The following is a 15530-nucleotide window of genomic DNA, read 5'->3' on the forward strand; positions in this document are numbered from 1 at the left end:
GGACAGCCCGGGCCTATAGCGTGATCGGCATGCGAGATCGGCCAGAAGGGTTGGACGAAGGGCTGTTGCGGCCCGCGCTGCGCGAGTGGGGCATCGACGCCGTCGCGCTCGACTACGCGCCGGTGGGGTTCGGGGACTATCACTGGGTCGCCGACGGGCGGTGGTTCGTCACCGTCGTGGACGTGCGGCGCAGATCGTACGACGGGCTCGTGCACGCCATGGAGACGGCGGCAGCCCTGCGCGAGCAGGCACGGCTCGACTTCGTCGTCGCACCGCTGCGTGCCGGCGACGGCACCACGCTGCGGCAGCTCGACCACCACCGCTACGCCATGAGCGTGTTCCCGTTCGAGGACGGCACCCCCGGCGACTTCGGCGACGAGCAGTCGCCCGAGGAACGCGGCCTGCTCATCGACCTGCTGGCCGAGCTGCACCGGACGCCGCCGCCGCTCTCGACCCCCGCCCGGCCGGTCGAGCTGGCGGGGCGGAGCCGGCTGGAGGACGCCCTCAGGGAGACGAATCGCTCGTGGCTGGGCGGCCCGTACGCCGAGCCGGCGCGGGGCCTGATCGCCGAGCACGCCCCGACGCTGCGCCGCCGCCTGGAGGAGCTCGACCGGATGGCCGAGAAGGGCGGCGAGCCCGTCGTCACGCACGGCGAGCCCCACCCCGGCAACCTGTTGCGGAGGAGAGACGGGCGGTTGCTGCTCGTGGACTGGGACACGGTCGGCATGGCCGTCCCCGAGCGCGACCTGTGGCTCGTCGCCAAGGACCCCTCCGACCTCGCCAGGTACGCCGACGCCGCGGGCCGCACCCCGGATCCGGCCTCCCTGGAGCTTTACCGGCTGCGATGGGCTCTCGACGACGTGGCCGAGTTCGTGGCCTGGTTCCGGTCGCCGCACGGCCGCACGCCGGACGCCGAGCAGTCCTGGGACGCCCTCACGGGCACGCTCGAAGCTCTGGTGCGCGAGGCGTGAGCACGTCCGTGCGACCGATTCGCCATCGGCACGCACTGACGGTAATCTTGTGGCAACGTTAAGCAACCAAGCCAGGCAAGAGGAGGTCGCGTGGGCCGGCACGAAAAGCCCCACACCCCCAAGGACACGCCGGACGAGCCCAAAGAAGGCTCCAGCGCCAACGAGCACCAGGCGAGCCGCGGCAAACATGCCGCCCCGGCCAAGGACAAGAAGTAATCCCCACCAGCAACACATAGGCGCGCCGACGCGCCTCTCCGGGCCGTCCGGTTTCGGGGCGGTGCCCGCGCCAGGCGCGCACCGGTCAGCCGCGCTCGATCAGCGAGCCCGCCGCCTGGGCGGAAGTTCTCCCGTCCCCGCCGAGGTGGCGCTGAGCAGGGTCATGACCATTTCCTGGACTGAACGGGTGAAGCGGCGCGGGTCGCGGCCCTGACCTGGCCACCCTGCTCGGGTTCGTCGCGGCCGGCAAACTGTCGCCGGAAGTGGACTGGCGCGCCTCGTGGGAGCGCGTCACCGAGGCCGCGCAGGCGCTGCTCGACCGGCGGATCGCCGGCAAGGCGGTGCTGGACGTCGCCTAGCGGGCCGGTGTGAGAGGGCCGGCGAGCCCTCTCACACCGAGCGGCACTAGGGCCAGTTGACGGACGGGCGGAGGGGGACGCCGGAGCGGCCCTGCTCGTCCAGTTTCACGCCCAGCACCTGGTGGAGCTGGACCTTGTTGCGCTCGAAGCCGACGATGCAGCCGGCCATGTACAGGGCCCACACGCGGGCCGTGCCCATGCCGACCTCCTGGACCGCGTCCTCCCAGTTGGCGTCCAGGTTGTCGCACCAGTGCCGCAGGGTCTTCGCGTAGTGCTCCCGGAGGTTCTCCTCGTGGCGGATCTCGAAGCCCAGATCCTCCATCTCCCTGATGAGGTGGCCCACCGACTCCAGCTCGCCGTCAGGGAAGACGTATTTGTTGATGAAGCCGCCCTTGTTGAACGTCTTCTCCTTGCCGGTCGGCCTCGTGATGCAGTGGTTCAGGAGGCGGCCGCCGGCCTTCAGCTTGCCGTACAGGAAGGCGAAGTACGACGGGAGGTTCGCCTTGCCGATGTGCTCGGTGAGGCCGATGGAGCTGACCGCGTCGAAACCGGTCTCCCGGACGTCGCGGTAGTCCATGTGGCGGACTTCGGCCAGGTCCTGCAGGCCCGCGTCGGCGATGGCCTGCTGGCCCCACTCCGCCTGCTGCTTGCTCAGCGTCACGCCGAGCACCTTGACGCCGTAGTGCTTGGCGGCGTGCATGGCCATGCCGCCCCAGCCGCAGCCCACGTCCAGCAGCCGCATGCCGGGCTTGAGGTCAAGCTTGTGGGCCACCAGGTCGAATTTCGTGTACTGGGCCTCCTCCAGCGTCGAATCCTCCTCGGGGAAGACGGCGCAGGTGTAGGCCATCGACGGGCCCAGGACCCACTCATAGAAACGGTTGGAGACGTCGTAGTGGTGGTGAATGGCCTCGGCGTCGCGTTGTTTGGCGTGCCGGGAGCCGAGCTTGGCCAAAGTGCTCTGCCGCATCTCCTGCGGGGGCGGCGGCACCCGCATGAGGAGCGGCTTGACGCCCAGCGAGCGGACCGCGGCAAGCTTTTCAGATGCTGTCAGGTCATTGGTCGTGATGTTCCACATACGGTCGAGCAACGTGTACATGTCGCCGTGCACGTCCATGTGACCGGCGATGTACGCCCTGGCCAAGCCCAGTTCCCCCGGGGCCTGGGCCAGGTAGGCCACCGCGATCGGGGACTTCACCTCAATGGTGACGTCAGCCCCGTCCGGCCCTGCCTTGCTTCCGTCGTAAGCCAGGAACGCGATGTTCGCGTCCGCACCGACGATCTTCTCAAAGATGGTTGCGAGAGCCATCCACTCACCTTCCCCGCACACACTTGTCGTACAGGTCCAGCAGGCGCCCGTTCGGGTCGTATTCCCGCTTGACCGGCCAGTAGCCGTCGCCGTTGTACAACTGCCAGAACTGCTCACGGGCATAGAAGGACGTCGAGTAGAGCGACTTGTGGCCGTCGAGGTCGTGCACCGCACGCTCGATGAGCCGGTTGTAGTAGCCGTCGAACTGCCCCCGTGGCAGCGGCACCATTCCCCAGAAGCCGAAGTTGACGTAGAGCTTGCCGGGCTCGAGAGGATAGAGCGGCCAGCGGGAGGCTGCCCGCAGCGGGCACATCCACACCGGCGTCATGCCGACCTTGTCGTGGAAGAACTCCAGGAACTCCGCCCCGCGCTCGACCGGCACCTCCACGTCCTGGATGACCGATTCCTGGACCGGCTGGTTGCGCCACCGGTCGATGCGGGCGGTCACGCCGTATTTGCGGTCGAGGGCGACCAGGCGACGGTAGACGTCGGAGCGCATCCAGCGGCGCGGCATGAGCGAGCGCACCACCGGCTGCTGCACGCCGAACGCGCGCGAGCACCAGAACCAGTCGGTGTCCCAGCGCCACAGGTAGTCGCGCACGGACAACCAGTCGCGGGTGCGGTGCCTGATCGACTGGTAGTAGATGCGCATGCCGGTGTAGTCGGACACGTAGGGCGCACGGTCGGCGAAACGCCCGACCGTGAGGTACATCTCGCCCGGGCTGAAGAAGACCCCGTCCACGAAGTCGACGCGCTCGCCGTCGTGGACCATGCTGTCGCAGATCTCCTGCATGGCGAGCATGCACTTGGCGGCGTCGGTGAACTTGACGTGCGTGAGGTGCACGTACGGCTGGACCTTGCGCAGCTTGATCCTGATGCGCAGCGCGTAGCCGAGCGTGCCGTAGGAGTTGGGGAAGGTGCGGAAGAGGTCGCGGTGCTCGTTGTCGTCGCGGGCCACGACGATCCGCCCGTCGCCGGTGAGGATCTCGAGCTCCTCGACCGACTCGTGCGGCAGCCCGTCTCTGAAGCTGGTGGACTCGATGCCGAGCCCGGTCACGGCGCCGCCGAGCGTGATGGTCTTGAGCTGCGGCACCACGTACGGCATGAGGCCGTGCGGCAGGGTGGCGTCGACCAGGTGCTCGTACGTGGTCATGCCCTGGACCTCGGCCGTCATGGTCTCGGGGTCGACGCTGATGACCTCGTCGAGATCCCTGGCCGAGAGCTTGGCCGTCTTCGCTGGGTCGCGGAACCTGAACAGGTTGGACGTCGACTTGGCCAGCCGGGGCGCGGCGCCGCCCGGGATCTCCGCGTACGAGTGCCGGATCTGCTCTACTGCCCGCCGGTGTGTCGACATCGTCGTCGTCACGGCCACTCCTTCGTCGGTGCCGTGACGACGAGGTCGTACTGCGTTCGATTTGTTCGCTCGCTACGCTCGTTCACGAAGCACCCCCTAGAGCCGGTAGAGATCGTCCGTAAGAAGGTATCTCTCGTACGCGACCTCGAACAGACCGGGGTCGTTAAAGACACGAAAACTGTTCATCGTGCCAGGTGAAATGCCTATGTGGTAGACGATTCCGTAAACTTCCTACGCACTAGGGGCGATACGCCATTCAGCACCGCTTCCACCTCCCGGCCTTCGAGGGCGGCGGTGAGGTTGGCGAGGGTGGCGGTGAGCAGCCGGCCGGTGGCCTCGGGGGTGACGCCGGCGACGTGCGGGGAGAGCAGGACGTTCGGCAGGTCGCGCAGCGGGTCGCCGGCGGGCAGCGGCTCGACGTCGAACACGTCCAGCGCCGCGCCGCCGAGATGCCCGTCACGCAACGAGGCGACCAATGCCTGCTGGTCGACGACGCCGCCTCTGGCCGCGTTCACGAGCAGGGCGCCCTGCTTCATGCGGGCCGGGTCGATCAGGCCGCGGGTCTCGTCGGACAGCGCGATGACGACCACCACGACGTCGCTGCCGGAGACGAGCGTCTCCAGGTCTTCGAAGGCGGGGTCCGCGCGGGGCGTGCGGGTCCAGAACGTGACGTGGCAGCCGAGCGCCCGGAACATCTCGGCGCAGGAGACGCCGATCGGGCCGTAGCCGACGATGCCGACGCGGCGCCCACGCAGCTCATACGGTTGGAGGCCCTGCTGCGGCCACTCCCCCGCGCGTACGGCGGCGTCGGCCGCGCCGAGCTTGCGCGACAGCGAGAGCGTGGCGGCCAGGCACCATTCCGAGACCGCGACGGCGCTGACACCGGGCGTGTTGGCCAGCGGCACCCCGGACGCGGCCAGGGCGTCGAGGTCGTGGCCGTCCACGCCCACGGACGGCTGCTGGACGAAGGCCAGCCGGGGCGCCGCCGCGACCGCCGCGGCGTCCATGACCAGGGTGCTCGTCCAGTCGCCGAGCACGATCTCCGCCTCAGGCAGCGCCGCCAGGAGCGCGTCCCTGTCGCGAGCCGCGGGCACGCGGACGTCCACCCGGTCGCCCAGCGGGGCGAGCAGGTGCCGCATCAGCTCCTCCGGGAGCGGAGGAAGCGCGAGCAGGTTCCAGGGCGTCGTCATGTCCCCACCGTAAAACTGCTCATCACCTGTCGCATGAGTGCCCTGTTGCGCAGCCACTGGTTCTCGGCGACCGTCCAGGACACGACGTACGCGGTGTCGCCGATCGACACCGCCCGGCGTACCTCCCGGTAACGGATGCCGGCGGTGGCCCACGGCGTGTCGCCCGCCGCGCCCGCCGTCCAGGAGAACTCCCACTCCACGGCCTTGACGCCCTGGTGCGTGACGGTACGCCGGCCACGGGTCACCACGCCTTCGGCGTTCTGCCGGACCGTGTCCTCCTGGGTGCGCAGGAGCTCGTTGACGTCGAGGTTGGAGTAGACGGCCTCGACCCCGAGATGGGCGTTCCCGTCCCGGCGCGTCCATTCCGTGTAGGCCTCTTGGAGCGCGCCCCTCCAGCGGACCGGCCGCAGGATCGACCATCCGGCCCGCGACTTCCACGCCCGCACGACCGGCTGCGTCACGCTGGGCGTCGGAGTGCGGGTGGCGCTCGGCTCCGGCGTCTGGCTGGCGCTCGGCGTGAGCGGGCTGGTCGCCGCGGCGGGCACGGCGGTCGCGCGCGGCGCGCCCTCGGCGGGGGTGGCGAACTTGAAGTAGGCGACCGAGCCGCCGGCGATCACGACGGCCGCCGCCGCGCCGGCCGCGAGCAGCGCCCGCCCGCGCCCGCCGCTCCGCTTGGGCACGTCACGGTCGGCGGCGGCGGGCTTGGCCGCGGCGATGGCCGCGAGCAGCCGGTCGGCTTCCTCGGCGTCCACCCGCTCCTCGGGCTCCTTCTGCAGCAGGCCGCGCAGGATCGGATGCATGATCGGCGGGATGCGCCGGTAGTCGGGCTCCTCGCTGAGCAGCGCGTTGAGCGTCGCCATGGGGTCGCCCCGCTCGAACGGCGAGCGCCCCACCATGCACGCGTACAGCGTGGCGCCCAGCGACCACAGGTCCGAGGCCGGTCCGGCCTCCGCGGCGCGGACACGTTCCGGGGCGAGGAAGCTCGGGGAGCCGGTGACCATGCCGGTCCTGGTGAGCGACGCGTCGCCCTCGACGGTGGCGATGCCGAAGTCGGTGAGCACCGCGCGGCCGTCGTCCGTGATGAGGATGTTGCTGGGCTTGACGTCGCGGTGCAGGATCCCGGCCGCGTGGGCGGCCTTGAGCGCCGACAACACCTGCCGGCCGACGTCGGCCGCCTCGCGCACGGGCAGGGCGCCGGTGCTGAGCACGACCTGCTCGACCGTGGGGTGGCTCAGCAGCTCCATGACGATCCAGGGGCGGCCGCCCTCCTCGACGACGTCGTAGATGGCCACGACGGACGGGTGGTTGAGCTTGGCGGCGGTGCGGGCCTCGCGGACGGTGCGCATGAGCTGGCGTTCCTGGTCGCCGGGCGACAGTCCGTCGGGCAGCACGACTTCCTTGATGGCGACCTGCCGGTTGAGCAGCGTGTCCCGGCCTTCCCAGACCACGCCCATTCCCCCGCGGCCCAGTTCGCGCACTAACTCGTAGCGCCTGGCGATGAGCCGGTTGTCTTCCGAAACCATGTCCGTCCCCTGTAGACCACCACGAACAGTGGGCAAGTTTCCCATACCTGATAAGGCTTCGCCGGGGAGCCGCTTGCCAGAGATCACCGAATGTTGTTCTACTGTGCGTATGTCTGAAGTTCGCCGAGGGCCGCTGGCCGGTGTCCGCGTGCTGGAGCTCGCGGGCCTGGCTCCCGGGCCGTTCGCCGGGATGATGCTGGCCGACCACGGCGCCGAGGTGTTGCGGGTGGACCGCGTCAGGGCGGTGTCGGACCAGCCGCGCAGGGACGTCATGGATCGGGGCAAGCGCACGATCGGGCTTGACCTGAAGGCGCCCGAGGGCGTGGCGGCGTTCAAGGAGCTGGCCAGGCACGCCGACGTGGTGATCGAGGTGTTCCGTCCGGGAGTGGCCGAGCGGCTCGGCATCGGTCCCGCCGACCTGCACGCGGTGAACGAGCGGCTGATCTATGGCCGGATGACCGGCTGGGGCCAGGACGGGCCGCTGGCGCCGTCGGCCGGGCACGACATCGACTACATCGCGATCTCCGGCATCCTGTCGATGCTGGGCCGCGCAGGCGACAAACCGACGCCGCCGATCAACATCCTGGGTGACTTCGCCGGCGGCGGCCTCATGCTCGCGTACGGGGTGCTGCTCGCCCTGTTCGAGCGGGAGCGCACCGGCAAGGGCCGGGTGATCGACGCGGCCATGGTGGACGGGGCGGCGATCCTGTTCGCGATGTTCTACCAGGGTGTGCAGAGCGGCTTCTGGGGTCCGCGCGGCACGAACCTGCTGGACACGGGCGCCCCGCAGTACGACACGTACGAGACCGCCGACGGCCGGTACGTGGCCGTGGGATCGCTGGAGCCGCAGTTCTGGGACACGATGGTGTCCTTGATGGGCCTGACGGACCTGCCCGACAGGAACGACAAGGCCCAGTGGCCCGCGCTGAAGGCCCGCCTGGCCGCGGAGTTCAGGACCCGGACCCGGGCCGAGTGGGAGGCGCTCTTCGAGGGCTCCGACGCATGTGTCGCGCCCGTGTTGTCCATGTCCGAGGCCGCCTCTCATCCGCACAACGTCGCCCGCGGCAGCTTCGTCGAGATCGGCGGCGTCACCATGCCGCTGCCCGCGCCCCGCCTGCAGGGCGAGCCCGCCCAGGACCTCTCTCCCGCCACCCGCCTGACCGACCTGTCCGGTTGGGGCCTGCCTCAGGAGGAGGCGGACAAGCTACGAAGCCAAGGGGTGCTCGCATGATCGACTTACTCGACGGCGACCTGTACGCCGGCGACCCCTCCCCGGTCTATGCCTGGCTCCGCGAGCACGCCCCCGTCTACCACGACACGGCCAACGGCCTGTGGGGCGTTTCCCGCCACGCCGACATCTCGGCGATCGAACGCGACCCCCGCCTGTGGACCAGCACCGTCGGCTACCGCCCGCAGCTGCGGTCCGATCCTTCGATGATCGGCATGGACGACCCCGAGCACGCCGCTCGCCGCCGCCTCGTCTACCGCCGCTTCACGCCCCGCCACGTGCGCGAACGCTACGCCCCCCGAATCCGCGAGGTCGTCGTCGAGCAACTCGACCGGGCGCTGTCGCGCGGCACGGTGGACGCGGTGGCCGAGCTGGCCGCGCCGCTGCCGGCTCGCGTGATCGGCTGGCTGCTCGGCTTCCCCGACGAGGAGTGGCCACGGCTCAAGCACTGGTCGGAGAGCACGATCGTGGCCGGGGGCGGGCTGCGGTACGTGACGCACGAGGCCGCGGTCGCGGCCGCCGAGTACGGGCAGGCCGTGCTGACTCTGGCCGCCGAGCGCCGCGCCCACCCCCGCGACGACCTGCTGTCGTTGTGGTCCGCCAGCCCGGACTACGACGACGAGCATCTGGCGAACGAGGCGCTGCTGCTGCTCGACGGCGGCGCCGAGACCACCAGGACCGTCATCGCCACCGCGATCGACGCGCTCATCCGCCATCCCGATCAGTGGCGGCTGCTCCGCGAGGACCGCGACCTGATGGAGGGCGCGATCGAGGAGTTCATCCGGTGGACGACACCGATTCTCAACATGTGCCGCGCGGCCACCCGCGACACCTCGCTGCACGGGCAGCTGATCCCGGAGGGGCAGCAGGTCCTGCTCATGTACGGGTCGGCGAACCGGGATCCGGAGGTGTTCGCCGAGCCCGGCGTGTTCGATGTGACCAGGAAACCGGGCGGGCACATCGCCTTCGGCCTCGGCACGCACTTCTGCCTGGGCGCGGCACTGGCCAGGCTGGAGCTGCGGATCTTCTTCGAGGAGTGGCTCGACCGGGTGGCGGAGGCCTCCTGGGCGGACGACGCCGGGCCGCGGATCCAGCCCAACGCCTTCGTCCGCGGCGTGACGTCGTTCCCTATCGAGCTCCGGCCACGGTGAAGGCCGAGTAGTCCTTCAGCGCGATCGAGTCGTGCAGGCGCACGCCCTTGCTGCTGATCTTGGCGGCGGCCCTGGTCAGCCCGACCGGCAGGTGGTCGATCAGCCACACCGTCGCGGCCAGCGCCGACAGGTCGAAGCTGCTGCCCGGCACGATGCGCTTGGCCGCGTTGATCGCGAACGTGCGGCTGCGGCGCACGTAGTCGCCGATCTCCGCCTCGTAGGCGGGGAAGGCCCGCAGGTGGTCGCCGCCGTAGGTGGCCAGCTCCCCCGCCAGGATGTACGCCCCCACGACCGCCAGGCTCGTGCTGCCGCCGACGGCGGGTCCCGGGCAGTAGCCGGCGTCGCCCACCAGCGTCACCCGGCCGCGTGACCAGGTGTCCAGGCGGAGCTGGGTGATCGAGTCGAAGTAGAACGCGGACGTCCGGTCCACCTCGTCCATGAGCCGCGGCACCTCCCAGCCGACGCCCGCGAAGCGCTCGCGCAGCAGCCGCTTCTGCCCGGCGACGTCCCGGTGGTGGTAGTCGAGCTGCCGCGGTGTCCTGAACAGGAACAGCGCCCGGGCGTCGTCCATGTGGGCGGCGCCGTACATGCCGGCCATCCGGCCGACGCCCGTGATGCCTTCCATGCGACCGTCGAGGCCCAGATGGTTGGGGACCGAGGCGACGGCCAGGTAGGCGCCGATCCACGTGGAGAATTGCGACTCGGGACCGAAGACGAGGCGGCGCACGTTGGAGTGCAGGCCGTCCGCGCCGATCACCAGGTCGTACGCGGCCTCGCGGCCGCTGTCGAATCTCACCTCACCGTCGTCGGAGATCGCGGCGATCGAGTCGCCGAAGACGTACTCGACGTCGTCGCGGGTGGCGTCGTAGAGGATCTCGCTCAGGTCGTCGCGCATGATCTCGACGTGCCGGTCCGAGACGGCGCTCAACACGCGGCGGATCTCCAGCTCGATGGGCCTGTCGTGGCCCTCCCGGTACATGGCCAGGTGTTCCGTTCCGGTCTTCTTGGCCAGGACCCGCTCCAGGATCCCCATCTGCTCGACGATGTCCATCGCCGGTCTGAACAGGTCGATCGCGTGGCCGCCCGTCTTGCGGAGCGTCGGGGCCCGCTCCACGACGGTGACGGCGAAGCCGTACCGGTTGAGCCAGTAAGCGAGGGCCGGTCCCGCGACGCTCGCGCCCGAGATGAGGATCCTCATGCCGATCTCCCTTACTTAACGATAGGTAAGTGGCTTTCAGCATACGTCCTTACTTAACGATAGGTAAGGGATATTCTTTGATCCATGCCCAGTGACACCAAGGCCCGCATCCAGGCGGTGGCCCGTGAGCTGTTCGTCCAGCAGGGCGTGCAGAACACGAGCCTGCGCCAGATCTCGGAACGGCTGGGCATCACCAAGCCCGCGCTCTACTACCACTTCTCCTCGCGCGAGGACCTCGTGCGCAGCATCGTGCAGCCGATGGTGGAGGACATCGAGCGGTTCGTCACCACACGGGAGCCCGGAGACGCGCGCGAGCTGCTGAAGGACTACTTCGACCTGATCTGGCGGCACCGCGAGGTGCTCGTCATGCTCATGCGGGAGCTGGAGACGCTGGGCTACACGGACATGGCCGAGCGCATGTTCAGCTGGCGGCGACGGCTGATCCTGCTGCTGTTCGGCCCCGGCGTCACGCCGGAGCAGCAGATCAGGGCGACGATGGCGCTGGGCGGGATGTCCGACTGCTCGGTCGAGTACGCCCACCTGCCGGTGGAGGAGGTCAAGCCGACGGCCGTCGAGTCGGCGGCCGCCGCGCTCGGACTCTCCTAGACCGCGACGTAGAGATCCACGCCCTCCGGGTGGTGCACCTCGAGATCCGTCGTGAACGCGCGCGGCGGCGTGCCGCCCGACTCGGTGTGCTTCCACACCCGCTGCCACGCCTCGACGAGGGCCTGCGGCATCTGACCGCGCGCCTCCACCCTCAGCGCCTGCACGGCCGGCACGCGTACGGCCACCATGCCCTCGGGCAGCCGCGGCACCGTACGCACGCCGATACCGACAATCTGCGTGTAGGCCCCGTTGTGGTCGCTCTCGTAATCGGTCAGCACGGCATAGAGATTCTCGTCGACCCGGCCGGGCACGTGCGCGAAGGCCCCGGGCGCGCCCGCCCGCTGCCACAAAGCGGGCAGTTTCGCCCGTGCTGGATCCATCTCGTCGGCATTGTTGGTGCGTACGACGTAGCCGACCACTGTCAGCTCGGTCCGTTCGGTGACGTCCACAGACCCTCCCTCCCCCAAAAAGTGTCCCGGCCGATCATAAGCCCCCGCGAAAGGGGGAAACTCCTTGGTGACGTACCACCACATAAGATGGACGAACGTGAAATTTCTTAATGGCCTCGAGCCGCACCACGACCTGACCTACAGCGATGTGTTCATGGTCCCGTCGCGTTCCTCGGTCGGGTCACGGCTCGCAGTCGACCTGTCCACCCACGACGGCACGGGCACGACCATCCCCATCGTCGTGGCCAACATGACCGCGGTCGCCGGCCGGCGCATGGCCGAGACCGTGGCCCGGCGGGGCGGCATCGCCGTCATCCCGCAGGACATACCGATGGACGTGGTGGCGAACGTCGTCGACTGGGTCAAGAAGCGCGACCTCGTCCACGACACGCCACTGACGCTGACGCCGCACGACACCGTGGGCGAGGCACTGCAGCTCCTGCCCAAGCGGGCGCACAACGCGATCATCGTGGTCGACTGGGACAACCGGCCCGTCGGCGTCGTCACCGAGGCCGACTGCCAGGGCGTGGACATGTACACGCAACTGTCGCAGGTCATGTCCAGCGAACTGCTGACGCTGCCGGCCGGCCTCGACCCGCGGACCGCGTTCGACCGGCTGCACGAGGGCCGGCACCGGCTGGCGCCCATCGTGGACGACGGGGGGCGGCTGGTCGGCATCCTCACCCGCACCGGCGCCCTGCGCGCCACCCTCTACCAACCCGCGGTCGACGCCCAGGGCCGGCTGCGCATCGCCGCGGCGGTCGGCGTGAACGGCGACGTGCCCGCCAGGGCCAAGGAGCTGCTGGAGGCCGGGATCGACTGCCTGGTCGTGGACACCGCGCACGGCCACCAGGAGAAGATGCTCTTGGCGTTGCGCTCCGTCAAGGCCCTCGACCCCGGCGTGCCCGTCGCGGCGGGCAACGTGGTGACGGCCGCGGGCGTACGCGATCTGGTGGAGGCCGGGGCGGACATCATCAAGGTCGGGGTGGGCCCGGGCGCCATGTGCACGACGCGAATGATGACCGGGGTGGGCCGGCCGCAGTTCTCCGCCGTGCTCGAGTGCTCCGCCGAGGCCCGCCGGCTGGGGCGGCACGTGTGGGCTGACGGCGGCGTGCGGCACCCGCGCGACGTGGCACTCGCGCTGGCGGCCGGGGCCTCCAACGTGATGATCGGGTCGTGGTTCGCCGGCACGTACGAGTCACCCGGCGACACCCACACCGACGCGAACGGGCGCAAGTACAAGGAGAACTACGGCATGGCCTCGGCGCGGGCCGTGCGGCTCAGGACGGCCGACGACTCGGCGTTCGAGCGGGCCAGGAAGGCGTTGTTCGAGGAGGGCATCTCGACGTCCAGGATGTACCTGGATCCGAAGCGGCCGAGTGTGGAGGACCAGATCGACGCGATCGTGGCGGGGCTGCGGTCGGCGTGCACGTACGCGGGGGCCTCGAACCTGGAGGAGTTCCACGCGCAGGCGGTCGTGGGGGTCCAGAGCTCGTCGGGCTACGCCGAGGGGATGCCGCTGCACCAGAGCTGGTGACACCCCGGCGGCGCGGCCATCCTTCCCACCGGCTCGGCCCGAATGCCAAGCCCCTCGGCTCACCAGCCGGCCACCGGACCAAGGCCCACTGCCACCGCCACCGCACCGCGGCCCAGCGCCCCATCCGCCCTTGGTCCGGCCGGCCGAGGTCGGATGGGCTGGGCTGTGGCCGGATGGGCCGTCCCGAGGCCGGATGGGCCGGACTGTGGCCGAATGGACCGCCCCGAGGCCGGATGGGGCGGGCCGAGGCCGGATGGGCCGTCCCGACACCGGATAAGCCGTGCCGGAGCCGGATCGACCGACCCGACGCCGGATAGGCCGTGCCACGGCCGGATGGACCGCCCCGACGCCAGATGGGCCGTGCCGGAGCCGGATCGACCGACCCGACGCCAGATAGGCCGTGCCACGGCCGGATGGACCGCCCCGACGCCAGATGGGCCGTGCCGGAGCCGGATCGACCGACCCGACGCCAGATGGGCCGTGCCACGGCCGGATGGACCGCCCCGACGCCAGATGGGCCGTCCCGACGCCCGATGGGCCGTGTCACGGCCGGATGGGCGGATCAGCAGCCCACGGCCGGCAGGTCAGGGGACAGTGCGCCGCCAGCCGCCCGCCGCGTTGATCCCGCCGTCCACATGCACCGTCGTCCCCGTGACGAACCTCGCCAGGTCACTCGCCAAGAACACGGCCGCACCCGCCGCCTCCGAGGGGTCACCGAGGTGGCCGAGCGGCGGGATGCGTACCGGATCAAAGGGCAGCGGGCGGGCCAGCATACGCTCGCGCACACCCGCCTCGCCCTCGGTCGGCAGCGCGTCGGGCGCGATCGCGTTCACCCTGATGCCTCTGGGCGCCAACTCCAGGGCCAGTGACTTCGTCAGGCTCTCGAGGGCGGCCTTCATCGCCGCGTACACCGCGAACCCCGGCGCCGCCTGGTGCGCCTCGCTCGACGTCACGTTGATGATCGAGGAGCCGGCGGGCATCATCGGCAACACGTGCCGGATCATGCCGGTGACCTGCGTGAAGTTCTCCTCGATGAGGGTCTGCTCGCCGCGTGGCGAGGTGTCGGAGAAGGCGGCGTGGAAGGTGCCGCCGGCGTTGTTGACCAGCACGTCGACGCGGCCCCAGCGCTCGCGTACGGCCTGGGCGAACACCTCCACCGCCGCCTGATCGCGCACGTCGAGCGTCATCGCGAGCTCGGCGTGCGGTTTGTCACGGTCGCAGCCGGCCACATGAGCCCCGAAGGCGGCGAACGCCTCCGCGATCGCCAGCCCGATGCCCCTGGCCGCCCCGGTGACCACGGCGACGCGCCCGGTGAGCAGGATCGCGTCGGGCGTGAGGGCGGCCATGAACGATGACCTTATCCCGAACGCATAGAGTCGTCGGGTCCATATCTCATCGTCCATCATCATTATCAGGAGCACGTCGTGGCACTCGAAAAGCCCGAGATCGACTTCCCTGAGGGCAACCCGCCCGCTGACCTGGAGATCGTTGACCTGGTGGAGGGCGACGGCCCCGAGGCCAAGCCCGGGCACCGCGTCCGCGTCCACTACGTGGGCGTCGCCTTCTCGACCGGGGAGGAGTTCGACGCCTCCTGGAACCGCGGGGAGGCGTTCGAGTTCCCGCTCGGCGGGGGGCGCGTCATCGCGGGCTGGGACCAGGGGGTCGCCGGCATGAAGGTCGGCGGCCGGCGCAAGCTCGTCATCCCGCCGCACCTGGGGTACGGCAGCCGGGGCGCGGGCGCGCGCATCAAGCCGAACGAGACGCTCATCTTCGTCGTCGACCTGCTCGGCGTCAGCTGACACGCGTCTCGTCCGTCAGCTGACGACCAGCATCACCGTCAGCTGACGGACTCCTCCCCCGCCTGACGTCCTCCGACGGGCCCTCGTCCCCACGCCGCACGACGACATCAGCCGGGCCACCTACGGCCCCTCCCGGGCCGCTGAACTCCGGCAGCGGAGGTCATCCGTCCGCTCAGCGCGATGGATCATCCGTCGCTCGCTACCTCACCATCGGACTTCCTGTGGGTAGGCAGGTCGCATATATGTCGCGCAAGGGAAGCTCCGCCCGGATGAGGCCAGGCGGACCGGAGAGATGACAAGCGGACGGGACGCACTGGAGAGGCACGCGACCCGAGGCACCTGCCCAGGGCACGCGACCCCAGGCACGAGGGACGGACGCCCGACGGACGGGACCGGGCGGACGTGGCCTGGCGGACGTGGCCTGGCGGACGGACCGCGGGCAGGACCGGCGGCGCAGGGTGGGTGAAGGGACCGCCAGCGGAGAGCGGGGTGGACGCGACCGACAGCGCGGAGCCGGCCCGACGCGGCCGGGCGGGCGGGACCGGGCCGATGCGGCCAGGCCGACGCGGCCGGGCGGGCGGGACTGGGCGGGCGGGACCGAGCGGGACCGAGCGGGACCTGGCGGGACCGGGCGCGACCGGGC

At 70.4% G+C, this 15530-nt stretch carries 14 protein-coding genes; 7 read left to right on the forward strand and 7 right to left on the reverse strand.

The window, feature by feature from the left end:
- Nucleotides 1-29 precede the first annotated feature (29 nt).
- Nucleotides 30-971: a phosphotransferase gene (locus EDD27_RS30070; protein ID WP_206641721.1), complete on the forward strand. Its 942-nt coding sequence runs from the start codon at nt 30-32 to the stop codon at nt 969-971.
- A gap of 90 nt (nt 972-1061) precedes the next feature.
- Nucleotides 1062-1187, forward strand: a complete 126-nt coding sequence (locus EDD27_RS57955; RefSeq protein ID WP_277750762.1) for a hypothetical protein — start codon at nt 1062-1064, stop codon at nt 1185-1187.
- Nucleotides 1188-1592: 405 nt separating this feature from the next.
- Here EDD27_RS57955 and EDD27_RS30080 read toward each other — a convergent pair whose 3' ends face one another.
- From EDD27_RS30080 to EDD27_RS55850, 4 genes are all read right to left on the reverse strand, one after another.
- Entirely contained in the window at nt 1593-2852 is a 1260-nt protein-coding gene (locus EDD27_RS30080; protein WP_127935373.1) for a class I SAM-dependent methyltransferase, read from the reverse strand.
- A gap of 4 nt (nt 2853-2856) precedes the next feature.
- Nucleotides 2857-4206 (reverse strand): FAD-binding oxidoreductase, encoded by a 1350-nt coding sequence (locus EDD27_RS30085; protein ID WP_127941056.1) that lies wholly within the window; start codon nt 4204-4206, stop codon nt 2857-2859.
- A 203-nt stretch (nt 4207-4409) separates the two neighbouring features.
- Nucleotides 4410-5396, reverse strand: a complete 987-nt coding sequence (locus EDD27_RS30090; RefSeq protein WP_127935374.1) for an NAD(P)-dependent oxidoreductase — start codon at nt 5394-5396, stop codon at nt 4410-4412.
- Complete coding sequence (locus EDD27_RS55850) at nt 5393-6919, reverse strand: serine/threonine-protein kinase (RefSeq protein ID WP_206641722.1); 1527 nt, start codon at nt 6917-6919, stop codon at nt 5393-5395. The genes EDD27_RS30090 and EDD27_RS55850 overlap by 4 nt, the downstream gene beginning before the upstream one ends.
- A gap of 109 nt (nt 6920-7028) precedes the next feature.
- On the opposite strand from EDD27_RS55850, the gene EDD27_RS30100 reads away from it, so the two are divergent.
- Entirely contained in the window at nt 7029-8150 is a 1122-nt protein-coding gene (locus tag EDD27_RS30100) for a CaiB/BaiF CoA transferase family protein (RefSeq protein WP_127935375.1), read from the forward strand.
- Nucleotides 8147-9298: a cytochrome P450 gene (locus EDD27_RS30105; RefSeq protein WP_127935376.1), complete on the forward strand. Its 1152-nt coding sequence runs from the start codon at nt 8147-8149 to the stop codon at nt 9296-9298. The genes EDD27_RS30100 and EDD27_RS30105 overlap by 4 nt, the downstream gene beginning before the upstream one ends.
- Here the strand turns inward: EDD27_RS30105 and EDD27_RS30110 are convergent.
- Nucleotides 9276-10496: an FAD-dependent monooxygenase gene (locus tag EDD27_RS30110; RefSeq protein WP_127935377.1), complete on the reverse strand. Its 1221-nt coding sequence runs from the start codon at nt 10494-10496 to the stop codon at nt 9276-9278. The genes EDD27_RS30105 and EDD27_RS30110 overlap by 23 nt on opposite strands.
- A gap of 84 nt (nt 10497-10580) precedes the next feature.
- Between EDD27_RS30110 and EDD27_RS30115 the strand changes: the two genes are divergently transcribed.
- Nucleotides 10581-11102, forward strand: a complete 522-nt coding sequence (locus EDD27_RS30115) for a TetR/AcrR family transcriptional regulator (RefSeq protein WP_127935378.1) — start codon at nt 10581-10583, stop codon at nt 11100-11102.
- Here EDD27_RS30115 and EDD27_RS30120 read toward each other — a convergent pair.
- The gene (locus EDD27_RS30120) at nt 11099-11551 is read right to left on the reverse strand and encodes a GyrI-like domain-containing protein (protein WP_127935379.1); all 453 of its coding nucleotides are present in this window, start codon (nt 11549-11551) and stop codon (nt 11099-11101) included. The two genes, EDD27_RS30115 and EDD27_RS30120, sit on opposite strands and share 4 nt — an antisense overlap.
- A gap of 97 nt (nt 11552-11648) precedes the next feature.
- On the opposite strand from EDD27_RS30120, the gene EDD27_RS30125 reads away from it, so the two are divergent.
- Nucleotides 11649-13088, forward strand: coding sequence for a GuaB1 family IMP dehydrogenase-related protein (locus tag EDD27_RS30125; RefSeq protein WP_127935380.1), 1440 nt, complete (start codon nt 11649-11651; stop codon nt 13086-13088).
- 584 nt (nt 13089-13672) lie between these two features.
- On the opposite strand, the gene EDD27_RS30130 is transcribed toward EDD27_RS30125, so the two are convergent.
- Entirely contained in the window at nt 13673-14434 is a 762-nt protein-coding gene (locus EDD27_RS30130) for an SDR family NAD(P)-dependent oxidoreductase (protein ID WP_127935381.1), read from the reverse strand.
- 78 nt (nt 14435-14512) lie between these two features.
- Between EDD27_RS30130 and EDD27_RS30135 the strand changes: the two genes are divergently transcribed.
- Entirely contained in the window at nt 14513-14887 is a 375-nt protein-coding gene (locus tag EDD27_RS30135) for an FKBP-type peptidyl-prolyl cis-trans isomerase (RefSeq protein WP_127935382.1), read from the forward strand.
- Nucleotides 14888-15530 lie beyond the last annotated feature (643 nt).

This window comes from Nonomuraea polychroma (assembly GCF_004011505.1).
GTDB classification, from domain to species: Bacteria; Actinomycetota; Actinomycetes; order Streptosporangiales; family Streptosporangiaceae; genus Nonomuraea; species Nonomuraea polychroma.

Excerpts from the sequence above, each read along its gene's own strand:
- EDD27_RS30130 (WP_127935381.1), bottom strand. The coding sequence starts at position 14,434 with ATGGCCGCCCTCACGCCCGACGCGATCCTGCTCACCGGGCGCGTCGCC.
- EDD27_RS30115 (WP_127935378.1), top strand. The coding sequence starts at position 10,581 with ATGCCCAGTGACACCAAGGCCCGCATCCAGGCGGTGGCCCGTGAGCTG.
- EDD27_RS30085 (WP_127941056.1), bottom strand. The coding sequence starts at position 4,206 with ATGTCGACACACCGGCGGGCAGTAGAGCAGATCCGGCACTCGTACGCG.
- EDD27_RS55850 (WP_206641722.1), bottom strand. The coding sequence starts at position 6,919 with ATGGTTTCGGAAGACAACCGGCTCATCGCCAGGCGCTACGAGTTAGTG.
- EDD27_RS30070 (WP_206641721.1), top strand. The coding sequence starts at position 30 with ATGCGAGATCGGCCAGAAGGGTTGGACGAAGGGCTGTTGCGGCCCGCG.
- EDD27_RS30105 (WP_127935376.1), top strand. The coding sequence starts at position 8,147 with ATGATCGACTTACTCGACGGCGACCTGTACGCCGGCGACCCCTCCCCG.
- EDD27_RS30110 (WP_127935377.1), bottom strand. The coding sequence starts at position 10,496 with ATGAGGATCCTCATCTCGGGCGCGAGCGTCGCGGGACCGGCCCTCGCT.
- EDD27_RS30100 (WP_127935375.1), top strand. The coding sequence starts at position 7,029 with ATGTCTGAAGTTCGCCGAGGGCCGCTGGCCGGTGTCCGCGTGCTGGAG.
- EDD27_RS30090 (WP_127935374.1), bottom strand. The coding sequence starts at position 5,396 with ATGACGACGCCCTGGAACCTGCTCGCGCTTCCTCCGCTCCCGGAGGAG.
- EDD27_RS30080 (WP_127935373.1), bottom strand. The coding sequence starts at position 2,852 with ATGGCTCTCGCAACCATCTTTGAGAAGATCGTCGGTGCGGACGCGAAC.